This is a genomic window from Ensifer sp. CCNWLY38 (genome assembly GCF_037120565.1).
Lineage (GTDB): Bacteria > Pseudomonadota > Alphaproteobacteria > Rhizobiales > Rhizobiaceae > Ensifer > Ensifer adhaerens_H.
Genome location: NZ_JBBBBO010000003.1, coordinates 402,096 through 419,432 on the forward strand (window position 1 = coordinate 402,096; position 17,337 = coordinate 419,432).

At 62.8% G+C, this 17,337-nt stretch carries 14 protein-coding genes; 8 read left to right on the top strand and 6 right to left on the bottom strand.

Features of this window, described 5'->3' with window-relative positions; genetic code table 11:
• Window positions 1–5: 5 nt before the first annotated feature.
• The 5 genes from V7S54_RS08935 to V7S54_RS08955 form a co-directional block, all read right to left on the bottom strand.
• Window positions 6–1,409, bottom strand: coding sequence for a CehA/McbA family metallohydrolase (locus V7S54_RS08935; protein ID WP_065373235.1), 1,404 nt, complete (start codon window positions 1,407–1,409; stop codon window positions 6–8).
• Between the two features lie 7 nt (window positions 1,410–1,416).
• A complete protein-coding gene (locus tag V7S54_RS08940; protein WP_336408286.1) occupies window positions 1,417–2,520 on the bottom strand; it encodes an ABC transporter ATP-binding protein in 1,104 nt (367 codons plus the stop codon).
• Between the two features lie 13 nt (window positions 2,521–2,533).
• On the bottom strand, window positions 2,534–3,364 hold the full coding sequence (locus tag V7S54_RS08945) for a carbohydrate ABC transporter permease (RefSeq protein WP_065373233.1): 831 nt from the start codon (window positions 3,362–3,364) through the stop codon (window positions 2,534–2,536).
• Window positions 3,364–4,272 carry a carbohydrate ABC transporter permease gene (locus V7S54_RS08950; RefSeq protein WP_065373232.1) on the bottom strand — a complete coding sequence of 303 codons (909 nt, stop codon included), beginning with the start codon at window positions 4,270–4,272 and terminating at the stop codon, window positions 3,364–3,366. The genes V7S54_RS08945 and V7S54_RS08950 overlap by 1 nt, the downstream gene beginning before the upstream one ends.
• A 109-nt stretch (window positions 4,273–4,381) precedes the next feature.
• Entirely contained in the window at window positions 4,382–5,743 is a 1,362-nt protein-coding gene (locus V7S54_RS08955; protein WP_065373231.1) for an extracellular solute-binding protein, read from the bottom strand.
• Window positions 5,744–5,975: 232 nt separating this feature from the next.
• Here V7S54_RS08955 and V7S54_RS08960 point away from each other — a divergent pair, with 232 nt between their 5' ends.
• A complete protein-coding gene (locus V7S54_RS08960; protein WP_065373230.1) occupies window positions 5,976–7,016 on the top strand; it encodes a LacI family DNA-binding transcriptional regulator in 1,041 nt (346 codons plus the stop codon).
• Window positions 7,017–7,027: 11 nt separating this feature from the next.
• Window positions 7,028–8,962, top strand: coding sequence for a DUF5054 domain-containing protein (locus V7S54_RS08965; protein ID WP_336408287.1), 1,935 nt, complete (start codon window positions 7,028–7,030; stop codon window positions 8,960–8,962).
• 71 nt (window positions 8,963–9,033) lie between these two features.
• On the opposite strand, the gene V7S54_RS08970 is transcribed toward V7S54_RS08965, so the two are convergent.
• Complete coding sequence (locus V7S54_RS08970) at window positions 9,034–10,383, bottom strand: adenylate/guanylate cyclase domain-containing protein (RefSeq protein WP_336408288.1); 1,350 nt, start codon at window positions 10,381–10,383, stop codon at window positions 9,034–9,036.
• Between the two features lie 341 nt (window positions 10,384–10,724).
• Between V7S54_RS08970 and urtA the strand changes: the two genes are divergently transcribed.
• The 6 genes from urtA (at window position 10,725) to V7S54_RS09000 (ending at window position 17,242) form a co-directional block, all read left to right on the top strand.
• On the top strand, window positions 10,725–12,017 hold the full coding sequence (gene urtA / locus V7S54_RS08975; protein WP_336408289.1) for an urea ABC transporter substrate-binding protein: 1,293 nt from the start codon (window positions 10,725–10,727) through the stop codon (window positions 12,015–12,017).
• A gap of 179 nt (window positions 12,018–12,196) precedes the next feature.
• On the top strand, window positions 12,197–13,813 hold the full coding sequence (gene urtB / locus V7S54_RS08980) for an urea ABC transporter permease subunit UrtB (protein ID WP_336408290.1): 1,617 nt from the start codon (window positions 12,197–12,199) through the stop codon (window positions 13,811–13,813).
• Window positions 13,810–14,970, top strand: a complete 1,161-nt coding sequence (gene urtC, locus V7S54_RS08985) for an urea ABC transporter permease subunit UrtC (RefSeq protein ID WP_065373226.1) — start codon at window positions 13,810–13,812, stop codon at window positions 14,968–14,970. Before urtB ends, urtC begins: the two co-directional genes overlap by 4 nt.
• 5 nt (window positions 14,971–14,975) lie before the next feature.
• Complete coding sequence (urtD, locus tag V7S54_RS08990) at window positions 14,976–15,740, top strand: urea ABC transporter ATP-binding protein UrtD (protein WP_065373225.1); 765 nt, start codon at window positions 14,976–14,978, stop codon at window positions 15,738–15,740.
• Between the two features lie 35 nt (window positions 15,741–15,775).
• Window positions 15,776–16,471 carry an urea ABC transporter ATP-binding subunit UrtE gene (urtE, locus tag V7S54_RS08995; protein WP_336408291.1) on the top strand — a complete coding sequence of 232 codons (696 nt, stop codon included), beginning with the start codon at window positions 15,776–15,778 and terminating at the stop codon, window positions 16,469–16,471.
• Between the two features lie 312 nt (window positions 16,472–16,783).
• Window positions 16,784–17,242, top strand: a complete 459-nt coding sequence (locus V7S54_RS09000) for an RrF2 family transcriptional regulator (RefSeq protein ID WP_336408292.1) — start codon at window positions 16,784–16,786, stop codon at window positions 17,240–17,242.
• Window positions 17,243–17,337 lie beyond the last annotated feature (95 nt).

Consider the following 17,337-nt stretch of genomic DNA (forward strand, 5'->3'; position numbering starts at 1 on the left):
AGCCTTCAGGCGGAGCGGCAGTAGATCGGATTGCTGATCGCCCGCCGGATGACCCGGCTTGCGAGATCGTCCTCGGAAAGCTCCCAGGGCAGGTTCTTGCCCGCAAGCGCGTCACGGAACGCATCGACGATTGCCTTCCGGCTCTCGACGGCGACAATCTCGGTGCGCAGGAAGCGGTCGGGCGAGCCGGCATAGCGGCCGGTCCAGTCGTCAGTTTCGATGGTTTGTTCGCCAATGATACCGGAGGCGTCCAGCCAGACGAGCCTGTCGCCCTTGGCTCCGCGTGCCAATGCTTCCGCCGTCACGGGGCCGATGACGCCTGATCCCATGGGCCGGCCGTTGGCGGTGAGCTCCAGATGCGGCCCCGCCGGGCCTTCGGTGACGTAGCCGTGGCCGGCCTTCATGGCGCCGAGCACGGCTTCTTCGGAAAGCTCTCCGAGAAAAACGACCGTCGTCGGGCGGGCGAGCACCAGCGGCCCCTCCGGCATCAGGCGCGCCGGCTGATGGAAATCGCTGCCGCCGATGGCGGAGATCTTCAGGCCCGAAGCCAGCCGCTGCTGGTAGCGCTGCAGCGACACCCAGTTCCAGGCAAGCCAATGGGATTGCCAGACTTCCATGCAGTCGATCTCCGGCAGGTCGTAATCCCATGGGATCGTCGGCTTGTCGTGGTTGATCGAGAGCAAGCCGCCGCGCTCGTGCACGAGCCGCGCAAGCGTGTGGGCGTGCTCGGGTCTCGTCATGCGGAAATCGATCCAGTCGTCGACGCCGAAGACATTGGCATGGCCGACGGCGGTGGTGACCTCCATGGCGCGCACGAAGATGAGATCGGCCGACGAATGTGGATGGAAGTAGCGCCGCTGGGTGATCGTGTTGTGGTCGGCAACCGCGAGGAAATCGAGGCCCGCGTGCCGCGCGGCGGCATGCAACAGTTCGGGAGAGCCGGCCGCATCCGAATGGAATGTGTGGCAGTGCAGGTCACCGCGATACCAGCCGGCCCCCTTGCGAACCGGAAACCGTCGCTCTGGCTGCGGTGCAATCGCACGCGGGCCGCTGTCATAGTCGACGGTCACCAGCGCTTCGACGCCGTCTTCAGGGATCTTGTAGAGGCCAAGTATGACCTTCCATTGGCCCGATGGCATCTCGCCATGGATGTAGCCGGGCGTGGCGTCGTCGGTGGCGACGAAGAAGCGGTCGCGCGCGCCGCCGCTCCAGCCGCGAAATCCCTGATCGGTCGGATAGTCGGTTGCGCGCGGGTCAAGCACGCCAAGATCGATAATGCACTGCTCGGACTTCGGATAGCTGAGTGTCGCATCAATGCGTGTCACGCCCTCGGGTACATCGAAGGGCACGTAGAAATAGGGATCGGCCGCCTGGTGCTTGCGGGTGATCCTCGCGGAAAATTCTTGCATGGCGGCCTCAGCGCTCGTCGGCCGCGGGAATGCGCGCGCCGGTGCCGTCGAACAGCGTGATGTGCCTGGCGTCGAAGGCGAGATGCACGGATGTGCCGACCTTGATCTCATCGTCGGTAAAGATCCGTGCGGTGACGCGGCCATTGTCGCCGCGCTCGAGCGTGACGAGGCTTTCCGGCCCCATGTTCTCGTTGGCGAAGAGCTCGCCGGAAACCACATTCTGGTCGCCCGCCGCGGCGATGCGTAGATGTTCGGGGCGCACCCCGAGCGTCATCTTGCCCGCCTTCGCCGCTTTGGCGATGGCGTCGGTCAGTTCGATCGGCGCAACCTGAAGTCCGGCTGCGCGCAGGTGCAGCGCGCCTTCACCGATCGATGCCTCGACGGCAACGAGGTTCATCGGCGGATTGCCGACGAAGTTGGCGACGAAGGTGGTGGCCGGCCGGCGATAGATCTCGATCGGCGGGGCGAATTGCACGATCCGGCCCTTGTCCATCACGGCGATGCGGGTCGCAAGCGCCATGGCTTCCGCCTGGTCGTGGGTGACGTAGACGGCGGTCATGCCCATATCGCGCTGCAGATGGTTGAGAAAGCCGCGGGCTTCGAGGCGCAGCTTGGCATCGAGGTTCGAAAGCGGCTCGTCGAAGAGGTAGACCTCGCTCGGGTAGACCAGCGCGCGCGCCAGCGACGTGCGCTGCTGCTGGCCGCCGGAAATCTGGCTCGGCAGCCGCTTCAGGAGGTCGCCGATTTTCAGCACGTCGGCCACTTCCTTGGCCCGGGCGTGGCGCTTGGTCTCCTGCTCGCCGCGCACCTTCAAGGGATAGGCGATGTTGTCGGCGATGTTCATGTGCGGATAGAGCGCATAATCCTGAAAGACCATGGAAATGCCGCGGTCCTTCGGATGCAGATAGGTGACGTCCCTGCCGCCGATCATCACCCGGCCGGAGGTCGGCGTTTCAAGGCCGGCGATCATGCGGAGACTGGTCGTCTTGCCGCAGCCGGAGGGGCCGAGCAGGCAGATGAACTCGCCGTCGGCGATCTGGAAACTGATGTCGGGAACCGCGACGAAAGCGCCGAAGGTCTTGGAGATGTTCTGGAATTCGACAGAGGCCATGGCGGGTTTCCGATTACGACTTGATGCCACCGAAGAACCGGAAACCGAATTTCCAATTCACGAAGAGATAGAGGGCGATGACCGGCAGCGAATAGATCAGCGAATAGGCGGCAAGCAGCGTGACGATCGGCGTGCCGGCTTCCGAATAGAACGAGTAGATGGCGACCGAGGCCGGCATCAGCTTGTCGCTGCGCAACAGGATGAAGGGGATGAGGAAACTGCCCCAGATGTTGACGAAGGCCCAGACGACGACCACGACGATGCCGGGCCGGATGACCGGCAGTGCGACATCGAAGAAGGCCTGGAGCGGTGAGGCGCCGGCGACCATGGCGCTCTCCTCGTAGGAGCGCGGGATGGCGTCGATGAAGTCCCTGAGGATGAACATCGCGGTCGGCAGCAGGCCGCCGGCAAAGACGAGGATGACGGCGAGATGGGTGTCGATCAGGCCGGCGGCCGAGATGATCAGGAAGATCGGCACCATCGCCGCCGAGCCTGAAACCACTGACGAGAAGAGCAGCAGGATATAGGTGACGGCGCCCTTGCCCGGGATCGGCGAGCGCGACAGCGCATAGGCCGCAAGCGTTGCCGCCCCACCGACCAGCACAACGCCGCCCGCTGCCTGGATGAGGCTGTTGAGCAAAGCCTGCATCGCGAAGGTGTTCTGGAAGACGGTGGTGAAGTTCGACAATGTGAAGGGCGAGGGGATGGCAAGCCCGAGTTCGGCGCGCGCATTGAACGGCGCAAAGACGAACCAGACGAGCGGCAGCGCAAAGACGGTGCCGAGAAAGGTGGCGGCAGCGGAGAAGACCGTGCGCCTTACGAAGATGTTGGGAGCTTTGCGCATCATTCCGCCTCCACCGGCTTCCTGTGGGCAAGGCGGAGATAGACGAGCGCGAATGCCAGGTTGATCAGCATGATGACGACGCCGACGGCAGCACCCTTGCCGAACTCGAAATCCTTGAAGGCGATGCGGTAGGTGTAGATCGAGAGAATCTCGGTGCGGTAGGACGGACCGCCGTGGGTGAGCAGGAATGGCGTGAAGACGTTGAAGGTCCACATGGTGATAAGGATGAGATCCGTCACGACATGACCGCGGATCAGCGGCAGCGCGATATCGCGCAGCTTCTGCCAGGAGGTGGCGCCGGCGACGTCGGCGGCTTGGAAGTAGCTCGGCGGGATCGACTGGAAGGCCGAGTTGAACAGCATCATAGAGAAGGCGGCACCCCGCCAGGTGTTGAAGAATACGATCACCCAGAAGGGCTGCTGCAGCAGCCAGTCGCCGGGCGGCAGGCCGAGGCCGCGCAGGATCATGTTGAGCGTGCCGTTGTCGTAGTCGAGAAAGGCAAACCAGGCGAAGCCGATCACCACTTCCGGCAGGATCCAGGCGGCAATGACGGCGGTCTGCAGGAAGGACTTGAGTGTGGGCGTCACCGTCTGGCTGAGCCAGGCGAGCAGCAGGCCCAAAAGCGCCTGGCCGATCAGGGCCGAGAGCAGCACGAACTGGATCGTCAGGATCAGCGAGAAGCCGAACTGGCCGCGGGTGAAGAAGGTCGCGGGATTGAAGAGGGCGAAATAGTTCTGCAGGCCGACGAAATCCGGGTCGACTGCGGTTCGCCCGAGTAGCGTCCGGTTGGTGAAGGAGACGAAGATCACCCAGAAGAAGGGAATGATGACGAAGACCCCGACGAGAGCCGTTGCTGGCGCAAGGAAGAGTGCGCCGGCGCGCGTCGAAAGCAGTGAGAATTTCTTCATGCCCTTTTCCCGGATCGGTTGCCCGGCCGCTTATGGGCGCCCGGGCACTCTGGTCACTGGATCGGAGCGGGATAAGGAGCGGTTTCCACCTTCATCCCGCGCTCGGCTTTCAGAGCGTGCTGACGGTGTTTTCCTCGCCAACGATGGCGATGACCGCCGCCTTGTACTGGGCCATCGCATCCTCAGGCGAGAGTTCGCCGGAGACAACGCTTTCGGTCATGCGCTGGATCTCGGTCGAGACCTTGTTGTAATTGGCGTCGTTCGGACGGGCCGTGGTGATCGGCAGCAATGTCGTTGCCGTTTCCGTCAGGAACGGCGAGTTCGGGATCGCCACGTCGTCGCGGATACGGATGGCCGGCTGGATTTCCTGGAACGCGTCGAGCTGCTCCTTGCTGTTCATGAACGAGAGCAGCGCCCAGGATTCGGCAGGCGCGTCCGTATGCGGATTGATGACGAAGCCGGTGCCGCCGGACATCGTGACGAAATCCTGGCCGCGTAAGCCCTTTCCGGGTGCTGCGGCGGGCATCTTCTTCCAGGTCATGGTGTTGTCGCGATCGGCGACGGCGAATTCGGCGCCGGGTGCTGTGACCGAGCGATAGAACCAGTCGCCCTCGACGAGCATCGCAGTCTTGCCATCGCGGAAATTGGCGAAGGTGCGGTTGCGGCCGTCGGCAAGCAGCTGCGCGCGCTGGTCGCCGAGCTTGTCGTCGACATAGATGGTCTTGTAGAGCTTCAGCGTGTCGAGGATGCCCTGGCTCGACACGATATATTTGCCGCTGTCGTCGGTGACCTGTTCGCCGGTGCCGAGCAGCGCCATCCAGTAGCCCTGCATCGTGGTCGCCTCGCCCATGGAGACGCCGGCGTTGAGCTGCAACGGGAAGCTCTCAGGCGCTGCCGCCTTGATCTTGCGGGCAGCGTCGAGCAACTCATCCCAGGACTTCGGCTGCCAGCTGTCGGCATCGAGGCCGGCCGATTTGAAGAGGTCCTTGCGCACGAAGATCATGCGGGCGTCGGTGCCGAGCGCGATGCCATAGGGCTTGCCCTGGTAGCTCATCAGCGCCTTCGTGCCGTCGGAGATATGCTGCCAACCCTCCCATTTCGGAACGTCTGGGCCGGCCACTTCCTCGAGCGACTTCAGGAGATTGCCCTGGACGAAGCTCGGGATCAGGAAGCCGTCGAAGCCGGAGACATCAGGGCCGGCGCCGGTGGAGAAATCGAGCGCGAGCTGCTGCGTCAGCTGCTCGTCCTCGCCGCCGAACTGGGTGAGCTTGACGGTGACGTCCTTGCCTTCGGCCTTCATCTTCTCGGTAAAGGCCGGAATGACCTTCTGTTCGATCCACTCGGCCATGCCGCTGTTTACGCCGCCGATGATGCAGCGGCAGGTGATGTTGAGTTCGGTGGCGCTCACCGGCGCGGCAAAGGCGATGGCCGCAGCTGCGCTGAGCAATAGGGAATGAAACCTGGTACGCATGTTTTCTCCTCCCGGTCGATCCTCTCAAGGACCTAAGTGTCTGGCTGCGACAGTCCGTCCCTCCTCCAGGTCCGGCGTCCCGACGATGGTCAAGAATGAACACGCTTTCATCTTTGTCAACATGGACCAGGCGCTCTTTCTGCGATTGTCGGGAGAATTTCTATTCCACTTGACGAAATCGGCGAGTTGTCCTCTTTTGTGAGTGAACACGTTTTCATTTTGTGACGGATAGATGAACGATCGCGCCGACAAGAAAGCTGCCCGAGCCACCGCAGACCAGGTGGCGCGCGAGGCCAATGTCTCCCGTGTCGCGGTGTCCCGGGCCTTCAACCCGAACGCCTCGCTGAAGCCGGAAAAACGGGACCGCATTCTCAAGGTGGCGCGCGAGCTGAACTACACGCCCGACATGGCGGCGCGTTCTCTGGTGACCGGCCGCTCGCATCTCGTCGGCATGATCGTGCCGGATGTCTGCAGCCCCTGGGAGAGCCAGGAGATCGACGCGCTGACGACCGCGCTTCAGGCAGAAGGCTTCGCCACGCTGCTCTTCAAGGTGAAGGCCGATTTCAGCATGGATCCGCGGCTGCTCACCTATATGCGCGGCTTCAATCCGGACTCGGTGATCGCCTTTACCGAGAACATCCTGCCTGATGTGCTCTGTGGTTTTCTCGATCGCGCCGTGCCGATCTACGTCATCTACGACGACGTCGAGCAGTTCGCGGGAGCCGCGTCCGGCACACTCTATGATCGGCTGCTCGTCCGACAGAAGAACGGCATCGAGCAGGCCGTTGCATTGCTTCAGGGTTACGGCGCGCGCCGCATCGCCTACCTCGGCGGCAAGGCGCAGTCACTCGCCAATGCCGAGCGCGAGCGCACGCTGAAGGAGACGCTCGCGGAGCGCGGGATGGATGCGCCGATCGTGCTTCCGGGTGACTACACCTACGACACGGCCTACCGGGCGACGCTGGATCTCTTCCGGATCGGCGATGGTGCGGACGCGATCTTTGCGGCCAATGACGTCGGCGCCTTTGGCGCGATCGATGCGCTGCGCCACGAACTCGGCCTCTCGGTGCCCGACGACGTCAAGGTCGTCGGCTTCGACGACATCCCGCAGGCGCATTGGAAAAGCTACAACCTCACCACCGTGCGCATCGACCTCGAAGAGCGCGTGCGCGCGCTCGTCCGCCTGATCCTCATGCGGCTCCGTGCACCCGATGCTCAACCGCTTACCGAGACAATCAACACCCGCCTGATCGTGCGGGGCACCGTCGGCTGAAGGTAATGAACATGACCGAAAAACGCATCCACGTCGTCTTCAAGACCCATCTGGATATCGGCTTTACCGATCACGCCGAGAAGATCCGAAAGCAGTATCATGAGCGTTTCATCCCGCAGGCGATCGAGACCGGAGCGCATTTCCACAACGAGAACCCGGACGAGCCCATGTTCATCTGGACGACCGGCGCCTGGCTGATCTGGGACCACCTTCATTCGCGTTCGAAGCAAGAGGTCGCGCGCCTGGAGCAGGCAATCGAGCGCGGCCTGATCCGCTGGCACGCGCTTCCCTTCACCACCCATACGGAGCTGATGTCGCCGGACCTCTTCCGCGCTGGGCTTTCCTATGCGCAGGAACTCGACCGCCGCTTCGGCCTGAAGACGATCGCCGCCAAGATGACGGACGTGCCGGGCCATACGCTTGGCATGGTGCCGCTGCTGGCTGAAGCCGGCATTCGCTTCCTGCATATCGGCGTAAACTCGGCCTCGCCGCCGCCGGAAATTCCCGACGTTTTCCGCTGGCGGGCGCCTGGCGGCGAGGAAATCATCGTCATGTACCAGCGCTCCTACGGCGAAACCTATTTCCCGGAGGGGATCTCCGACGGGCTGAGCTTTGCCCACACCAGCGACAATATCGGCCCGCAGAGCGTGTCGCAGACGGCCGAGGCCTACCGCGAGATCCTGAAACATGAGCCGGGTGCGGCGGTGCGTGCAGCGACGCTTGAGGACTACGGCGCGCTGATGTGGGAGGCGCGCGAGCGCTTCCCGATCGTGGAGATGGAACTTGGCGATAGCTGGATCCACGGCAGCGGCACCGATCCGGAAAAGATCGCCCGCTATCTGGCGCTGCAGCGGCTCTATGATCGTTTCGCCGAAGAGCGGATGACGGCGAGCCGGCAGGCCTTCGGTCGCAAGCTGACGCTGGTCGCCGAACATACCTGCGGCGTCGATATCAAATCTTTCCTGCGCGACGAGAAGGCCTGGGCGCGGCCCGCCTTCGAAGCGGCACGAAAGACGGACCCACGCTTCCACTACACGGAGGCATCCTGGGCGGAGCAACGCGCCTATCTCGACCGGGCCGTTGCGGAGCTGGATGGGGAAGATCGCGCGCGGGCTGAAGCGGCGCTTGCCGATCTTGCCGTGCCGGCGCGTCCTGAACCCTCCCATGACGGCACGCGGTTAGAGGTCGACGGATGGATCATCGAGCTTGATCCGGCAACCGGCGATGTCGCCGCACTGACAGCGCCAGACGGCCGGACGATCCGCGGCGCCAACGGCTCGCTAATCGCCTACCGCTACGAAAGCTATGATACCGACGACGTCCGTCGCCACATGGACACCTATCTGACCCAATGGATGGATTGGGCGGTACTCGACCATGACAAACCGGGGCTTGCCAAGGTCGCGGAGGCGCGGTCCGAGGTCTATTCCCCTAGGCTTCGGGGCACGACGGCGACGTCGATCGTCGCGGCAATGCCGATCGAGGCGGTCGAGCAATGCGGCGCACCGGCTGAAATCGCCATTGAATTCTCCGGCGGGAAGGACGGCCTCGATATTCGGCTGACGCTCTACGGCAAGAATGCCAACCGTATGCCGGAGGCAAGCTTCCTGTCGTTCACGCCGGACGGGCGGTCTGAGTGGAGCGTGCGCAAGATGGGGCTATGGCACGCGACCGACAAATTCGCCCCTGCCGGCGGCGCCCAGCTCCAGGCGGTTACGGCCGCCCGGGGGCGAACGGAAGAGGGCGCAGAACTGCTGGTCGAAAACGTCGATACGCCGCTGGTCGCACCGCAGGCATGGCCGTTCATGGCGTTTTGCAAGGGCCTGCCCGATTACTCCGCCGGCGTCCGCTTCAACATCCACAACAACAAGTGGGGCACCAACTTCCCCATGTGGTGGGGTGGCGATTTCACCACGCGCTTCAAGCTCCGTCTCGGCAGCAACTGACGAGCTCGGCATCCGGGCAAGCACCGCGGGTGAGGCGCAGCGACCGGCGCATGTCTCCGTTCGTGCGTCGATTATCCAGTGTGCGCGTCAGTCTCGGCTGATTGGAGGGCCGATCTCTGGAGAGCGGTTTGCGCGGTGTCGCTCTCGTAAGGGGACGTCCTGGCGGCGGACATGCCGCCGGCGTGGCGGGGCAGATACCAGATATCGACGGGCAACCTGCGTCCGGGAAGCGAGACGTCGTTCTGCGCCAGCCAGTTGGCGGGCGGAACAGGGCCTCTGAGGCGCGCCATCAGCGCGGCCGACACCACCAGTGGCGCGTCGAGCGCTTTGGACAGGCTTTCCAGACGCTGGGCGACATTGACTGCATCGCCGATGACCGTGAATTCGCTGTGGCAACCGCTGTCCAGAACGCCGCCGACGACCTTGCCGTAGTGCAGGCCGATGCCGGCATCAAGGGCGGGATGGCCGTGCGGCGCGTTGTGGTTCTTCCAGTCGTTCAGGGCATCGACGAGATCAAGCGCGCAGGCCATCGCCCGATGCGCGTCGTCGTCCATGGGCCTCGGCTGGCCGAAGACGGCCATCACACCGTCACCAATGAATTTGTCCACCGTGCCGCCATGCTCGAAGATCGTCTGGGAGACGAGCTGACGATATTCCGCCAGGACGAAGGCGAGTTCAGGAGCAGGGGCTGTCTCGGAAAACAGGGTGAAATCGCGCAGGTCGACGAACATGATCGCAGCGTCGCGGCGTTCGAGGCCAAGGGCATCGCCTTTTTCCTGCAGCGCCGAGACCACCAGCGGCGAGAAAAACCGGGAGAGGTTCTGGCGTCGTCGATCCGCTTTCAGCGCTTCCTTGCGGGTGCGGTCGTGATCGCGCGCCAGAAGATAGATGGCAAAGGCCGTGAAACCGAAGCTGACAGTCAGGCCGAGATCCTGGTTGAAGAACGATCCGAGCAGGGAAAGGGTGCCGGCCGTCTGATGCCTCGCAGCGGTCGTCGCGAGCATCGCCACCCAGGCGACGAGCACGATGCTTGAAAAGATGAGCACGAGCCGGCGTTCGAGCTTCAGACCGACATGGACGAGCAGGATGAAGGCGACGACCAGGCTCGTGGTCGTCAGGTTGTGGCTTTCTGTCACCGGCCCGGCGAGGATGTGTGCATAGAGCAGCAGCGCGACCAGCAGGGCGTCGAGGACCACGAAAAAGGTCTTCAGCCACGAGCGAGTGTGCAGGTGGCGGGCCGTCGCCACGGAGGCGATGCTGATCGCCAGGTAGCTGACGACGACGATCCAGTGCATGTGCTCGGCGCCCTCGTTGCCGCCAAGCAGGAGGTTGGCAAGCAGGATCGCGAAGGCGACGAAGCGAAGCAGGATCGAGCGCATTTCGCGGGCGAAGTCCCAGTGGGGGTGCAGTGAAGACGTCATGCCTGTCGGTCCCGAGATTCGAAATATCCTGCCCCCGTGCACGCACGACCGTTGCCGTCGTTTGCCAGCCTTTGCTGACAGTCGATTCTGTGACGCGTCGCTCGGTCCGATGCCGTTGAGGGTGTCCGTTTCTAGAGCTTCCAACGGTGGCAAGGTCAAGCATGGACGGCGCAATTGCGCGTGAGCTTCGGCATTCTCGTCGTCGGCCGTTCCTCTTTGCCCCCGGCGCCTACGTAGAATGACGTATGTGCAGTGCAGCGTGGCTGTCCGATGATCCCCTCAAGCAACGGCTAAAAAACACCGAAAGCCCAGTTGCTCTTGAACGAGAGGGGTTCCATCAGATGAATATCAAGGCAAGCGTCACCGGCGCATTCCTGGCTGCCGTCCTGTCGACGACGGCGTTCAACGGCGCCTTCGCCGCCGATGACACGATCAAGGTCGGCATCCTGCATTCGCTTTCCGGCACCATGGCGATCTCCGAGACGACGCTGAAAGATGCCATGCTGATGCTGATCGACGAGCAGAACAAGAAGGGCGGCCTGCTCGGCAAAAAACTTGAAGCCGTCGTCGTCGACCCGGCGTCCGACTGGCCGCTCTTTGCCGAAAAGGCGCGCGAGCTGGTCTCGGTCGACAAGGTTTCGGCGGTCTTTGGCTGCTGGACCTCGGTATCGCGCAAGTCGGTGCTGCCGGTGTTTGAAGAACTGAATTCGATCCTCTTCTATCCGGTCCAGTACGAGGGCGAGGAAAGCCAGCGCAACGTCTTCTATACCGGTGCCGCGCCGAACCAGCAGGCGATCCCGGCCGTCGATTATCTGATGGCGAACGAAAGCGTCGAGCGCTGGGTGCTCGCCGGCACCGACTATGTCTATCCGCGCACGACCAACAAGATCCTCGAGGCCTATCTGATCTCCAAGGGCGTGAAGCCCGAGGACATCATGATCAACTACACGCCCTTCGGTCACTCCGATTGGCAGACGATCGTTTCCGACATCAAGAAGTTCGGTTCGGCCGGCAAGAAGACCGCCGTCGTCTCGACCATCAACGGCGACGCCAACGTGCCCTTCTACAAGGAACTGGCGAACCAGGGCGTCAAGGCCGAGGATATCCCGGTCGTCGCCTTCTCGGTTGGCGAAGAGGAGCTCGCCGGTCTCGATACCGGCCCGCTCGTCGGACATCTCGCCGCCTGGAACTACTTCCAGTCGGTCGACACGCCCACCAATGCCGAGTTCATCAAGACCTGGAAGGCCTATACCAAGAACGACAAGCGCGTGACGAACGACCCGATGGAAGCGCATTACATCGGCTTCAACATGTGGCTGAAGGCGGTCGAAAAGGCAGGGACGACCGACACGGATGCGGTTCTCGACGCAATGATCGGCGTCTCCGTGCCGAACCTCTCGGGCGGCTATTCGACGATGATGCCGAACCACCACATCACCAAGCCGGTGCTGATCGGCGAGATCCAGGACGACGGCCAGTTCGAGACCGTCTGGGAAACGCCCGGCCTCGTCGTCGGCGACGAATGGTCGGACTATCTGCCGGACTCCAAGGACCTGATCTCCGATTGGCGCGCGCCGATGTCCTGCGGCAACTTCAACGTCGCTACCGGCAAATGCGGCGGTAAAGGCTCCTGATTTCATCACCGAGTCATAGACCGGGCGGGCAGTCCGCCCGGCCAATCCTTGCATGACGAAATCCGGGGGCAAGCATCCCTCCGTCCGATGATGCGGCCGGGCGGAGGGATCCTAACGTGAAAACCTCGACCGAAACGCCCGTCGCCCACGCGACACGGCAAGACCCGAGCGAGAGGGTAATGTACCGAATTCTGCAGATCCTGTTTGTTGCGCTGTGCCTGTTGATATCGACCCACGTGATCGGTCTGCGTGCGGCGGATGACCTTGGCGCGCTGGTCGACCAGCTCGGCGCCGCGAAACTTTCGGACATGGACGAGCGGATCTCGGCGCTCGCCAAGACCGGTGACGCCAAAGTCATTCCCGTTTTGGAGGCACTGGGCGAGGGGGAACTCTACCAGCGCAAGTCCGACGGCAAGGTCTTCCTCGTCAAGGCGCAAGGCGCGGACCTGCTGCTCGTCGATCCCTTGACGGGAATGGAAGCTGGGCAAGCGCCGAAGGCGGCGATGCAGAAGGTGAAGGTCAACAATGCGGTGCGCCGCGCCGTGCGCAGCGCGCTCGGCGGCTTGACCCTTTTCAGCGAAGACCCGAGCGCGCGGCTGAAGGCGGCGCAGTCCATGCTGCAGACGCCGAACGCCGATGCGCTCGAGGCGATCGAGACCGCGATTGCGGCGGAAAAGGATGCAACTGTTCGCGGGGTTCTCGACGAGGCGAGAGCCGTGACGCTCCTCCTGTCGGAGCGAGGCGACAATGAAAAGCGCCAGGCGATAACGCTCCTCGCCGAGGGCAATGGGCGCAACGGGCTTGCCGTTCTGACATCCGCGCTCGCAAGCGCCGATGCTTCCCTCAAACCCGACATCGAGGCGGCGATCGCCCGCATCGAACAGACCCAGGCGCTTTGGAGCGCCGGCCAGAATGTCTGGTACGGCCTGTCGCTCGGCTCCGTTCTGCTGCTGGCGGCGATTGGGCTCGCCATCACCTTCGGCGTCATGGGCATCATCAATATGGCCCATGGCGAGATGGTCATGCTCGGCGCCTACACGACCTTCATGGTGCAGGAGGTCGTGCGCAATTCCTATCCTGAACTCTTCGACTGGTCGCTGGCGATTGCCCTGCCACTCGCCTTCCTCGTCACCGGGGCTGTCGGTCTTGCGATCGAGCGCGGCGTCATTCGTTTCCTCTATGGCCGCCCGCTGGAAACCCTGCTTGCCACCTGGGGCATATCGCTGATCCTGCAACAGGCGGTGCGCTCGATCTTCGGGCCGACCAACCGCGAAGTCGGCAACCCCTCCTGGATGGCCGGTGCCTTCGATCTCGGCGGGCTGACGATCACCTGGAACCGCCTGTGGATCATCGTCTTTGCGCTGGCCGTCTTTGCCGCTCTGCTCTTCCTGTTGAAACGGACATCGATGGGCCTGCGGATGCGGGCCGTGACCCAGAACCGCCGCATGGCTTCCTCCATGGGCATCCGCACACCCTGGGTCGACGCACTGACCTTCGCGCTCGGGTCCGGCATCGCCGGCATGGCGGGCGTGGCGCTCTCCCAGATCGACAATGTCTCGCCCAATCTCGGCCAGGGCTACATCATCGACAGCTTCATGGTCGTCGTCTTCGGTGGCGTCGGCAATCTCTGGGGCACGCTCGTCGGCGCCTTCTCGCTCGGCATCCTCAACAAGTTCCTCGAGCCCTATGCCGGCGCCGTGCTCGGCAAGATCCTCGTGCTCGTGCTGATCATCCTGTTCATCCAGAAGAAACCGCGTGGGCTCTTCGCACTCAAGGGAAGGGCTGTCGAAGCATGATCACCTCGTTTCTCATGAAATCGATGGATCGCAGCATCCTCGCGGTCGTGGCGATCCTTGCTGGCCTCGCCATCCTCGTTCCGGCGCTTAACCTTCTGACCGCACCCGATCATCCGCTGCACGTGCCGACCTATCTGGTCTCGCTGTTCGGCAAGTATCTCACCTATGCGCTGCTGGCGCTGGCGCTCGATCTTGTCTGGGGCTTCTGCGGCATTCTTTCGCTTGGGCATGCTGCTTTTTTCGCGCTCGGAGGCTATGCCATGGGCATGTATCTCATGCGCCAGATCGGCGCGCGCGGGTCCTATGGCAACCCGCTGCTGCCGGATTTCATGGTGTTCCTCAACTGGAAGGAGCTGCCTTGGTTCTGGTACGGCTCCGACATGTTCTGGTTCGCCGCACTGATGGTGGTGCTGGTTCCGGGGCTGCTTGCCTTCGTCTTCGGCTGGTTCGCATTCCGCTCGCGCGTCAACGGCGTCTATCTGTCGATCATCACCCAGGCGATGACCTATGCGCTGCTGCTCGCCTTCTTCCGCAACGACATGGGCTTCGGCGGCAACAACGGCCTCACCGATTTCAAGGACATTCTCGGCTTCAGTATCCAGGCCGACGCTACGCGTGCGGCACTCTTTGCTGCCTCGGCGCTGACGCTGGCGCTCTGCCTCATTCTCACCTCGGCGATCGTGCGTTCCAAATACGGCAAGGTGCTCGTGGCGGTGCGCGATGCGGAGAGCAGGACCCGCTTCCTCGGTTATCGGGTGGAGCACATCAAGCTCTTCGCCTTCACCGTCTCGGCAATGATGGCAGGCATCGCCGGCGCGCTCTACGTGCCACAGGTCGGCATCATCAATCCCGGCGAGTTCGAGCCAGGCAATTCGATCGAGGTGGTGATCTGGACGGCGGTTGGCGGGCGCGGCACGCTGATCGGGCCGATCGTCGGAGCCATTCTCGTCAACGGGGGGAAGAGCATCTTCACGGCAGCCTTCCCGGAGTTCTGGCTGTTTGCGCTCGGCGGACTGTTCGTGCTGGTGACGTTGTTCCTGCCGAAGGGCGTCGTCGGAACGGCCGGAGCCTATTTCGCCCGCCGGCGCGCTGAGCGTAGGGCGCGGGCGGACGAAACGCCGGACAATCTGGCGGTTGAACCCATGGCGGCGGAGTAGACGACATGAACCAGACCATCGGCCAGACCAAACCGACCAGCCTTCTCTATCTCGATGGCGTCTCCGTCTCCTTCGACGGCTTCAAGGCGCTCAACGCGCTCTCCTTCGTCATCGAACCCGGCGAACTGCGGGCGATCATCGGCCCAAACGGGGCCGGCAAGACGACGATGATGGACATCATCACCGGCAAGACCCGACCCGACGAGGGGCAGGTCTTCTTCAAGGGCGGGATCGACCTGACGAAGAAGGACGAGGCCGAGATCGCCTCGCTCGGCATCGGCCGCAAGTTCCAGAAGCCAACGGTCTTCGAGAGCCATACGGTGTGGGACAATATTGAACTCGCCTTGAACCGAAGACGAGGCGTCTTCGCGACGCTGTTCTATCAGCTGACGGCCGCGGACAAGGCCCGGATCGAGGAAATCCTTGCGACCGTCCGGCTTTCTGCGCGTCGCGACGATCTCGCCGCCAACCTCTCGCACGGCCAGAAGCAGTGGCTGGAGATCGGCATGCTGCTTGCCCAGGAGCCGGAACTGCTGCTCGTCGACGAGCCCGTCGCCGGCATGACCGATGCGGAAACGGCCGAGACCGCGGTTCTGCTCAAGGAGATCGCAAAGACCCGATCCGTTGTGGTCGTCGAGCACGACATGGGCTTCATCCGCGAACTCGGCGTCAAGGTCACCTGTCTTGCCGAAGGTGCAGTGCTTGCGGAAGGTTCGATCGACTTCGTCAGCAATGATCCGAAGGTAATCGAGAACTATCTTGGTCGGTGATGTCCCAATCAGCAAACCTCATAGGAGGGCGCGCCATGCTGAGCGTCGAAAACGTCAATCTTCACTACGGTGCCGCGCAGGCGCTGCGCAATGTGTCGATCACCGCCGAGGTGGGCAGGATCACTTGTGTGCTTGGCCGCAACGGTGTCGGCAAGTCGAGCCTGCTTCGGGCGGTCACCGGTCAGCATCCGGTGAGCGCCGGAGCGATCGGCTTCAACGGGGTGGCACTCGCGGGTATGGCGCCCTACCGCCGCGCCAAGGAAGGCATCGGCTATGTGCCGCAGGGCCGTGAGATTTTTCCGCTGCTAACGGTGAAGGAAAATCTCGAAACCGGCTACGCCCCGTTGAAGCGGGGCGATCGCTCGATACCGGAGGATGTCTTCAATCTCTTCCCGGTTCTTCGCTCGATGCTCGGGCGCCGCGGAGGCGACCTCTCCGGCGGGCAGCAGCAGCAACTGGCGATCGGCCGGGCGCTGGTGACACGGCCGAAGATACTGGTGCTCGACGAGCCGACCGAAGGCATCCAGCCTTCGATCATCAAGGACATCGGCCGGGCGATCCGCTATCTTCGGGACTCGACCGGCATGGCGATCCTGCTGGTCGAGCAATATCTCGACTTTTGCCGGGAACTCGCCGACCACGTCTACATCATGGACCGCGGCGCCGTGGTGCACGAGGGGCTGCCGGAGACGTTGGATACGGCCGAGGCCCGACGACATCTCACGGTTTGATCACCCGCTACCGCATCTCTGGTGTCAGGTGTCCTGCAAGCGGCGCCACTGTTCGTGTGCGCAGGTGCTGGCGCCGCGGACCGAACCTCTCTCCATCGAAGGCCTATTCATGAGAAATCGCCATTTCTGCCATGAAAGCGCCAAGAAAGCGCACTAAATCTATGCAGTAACTTACGTAATTTCTTGAGAATGGTGCGGTTTGGGTGTAGGACATCCTAAGCGAAAGAGTGCGGCCGTCACAACCCGTTGCCTCCGGCAATTGCCCGAGGCGCGGATTTGTGGCGGCCTTCTTGTTCACGAAAGCGAAGTGACATGTTGACCAAAAAAGGAAAATACGGGCTCAAGGCCCTTGTCGACCTGGCTCAACTGGAGCCAGGAGAGACCGCCTTCATCACCGAGATCGCCACGCGGAACAATATTCCGAAGAAGTTCCTGGATGCGATCCTTCTCGAACTGCGCAATGCCGGCATCCTGCGCTCGAAGAAGGGCCCGGGCGGCGGCTATTCTCTGTCTCGACCAGCCTCCGACATCCGCATCGGCCAGGTCATCCGGACGTTGGATGGTCCCTTGGCGCCGATCCGCTGTGCCAGCCGCACCGCCTTCGAGGCCTGCAACGACTGCGCCGATCCGGTCAACTGTCATGTGCGCAAGTCGATGAGCAATGTCCGCGACGCGATCGCCTCGATCCTCGACAATATGACGCTGGAGCAGTTCGCCGCCAATGACAACGCCTCCGAGATCGTGGCGTTGCGCGATGCCGAGGCGGGCTGAGGCGGCGCGGAAGCGAGTAGGACATTTCCAACGGCCGTGTCGCCGTGGAACTGGATTCCTGTCATTGTCTATATAATATGTGCATTATTTCGCCT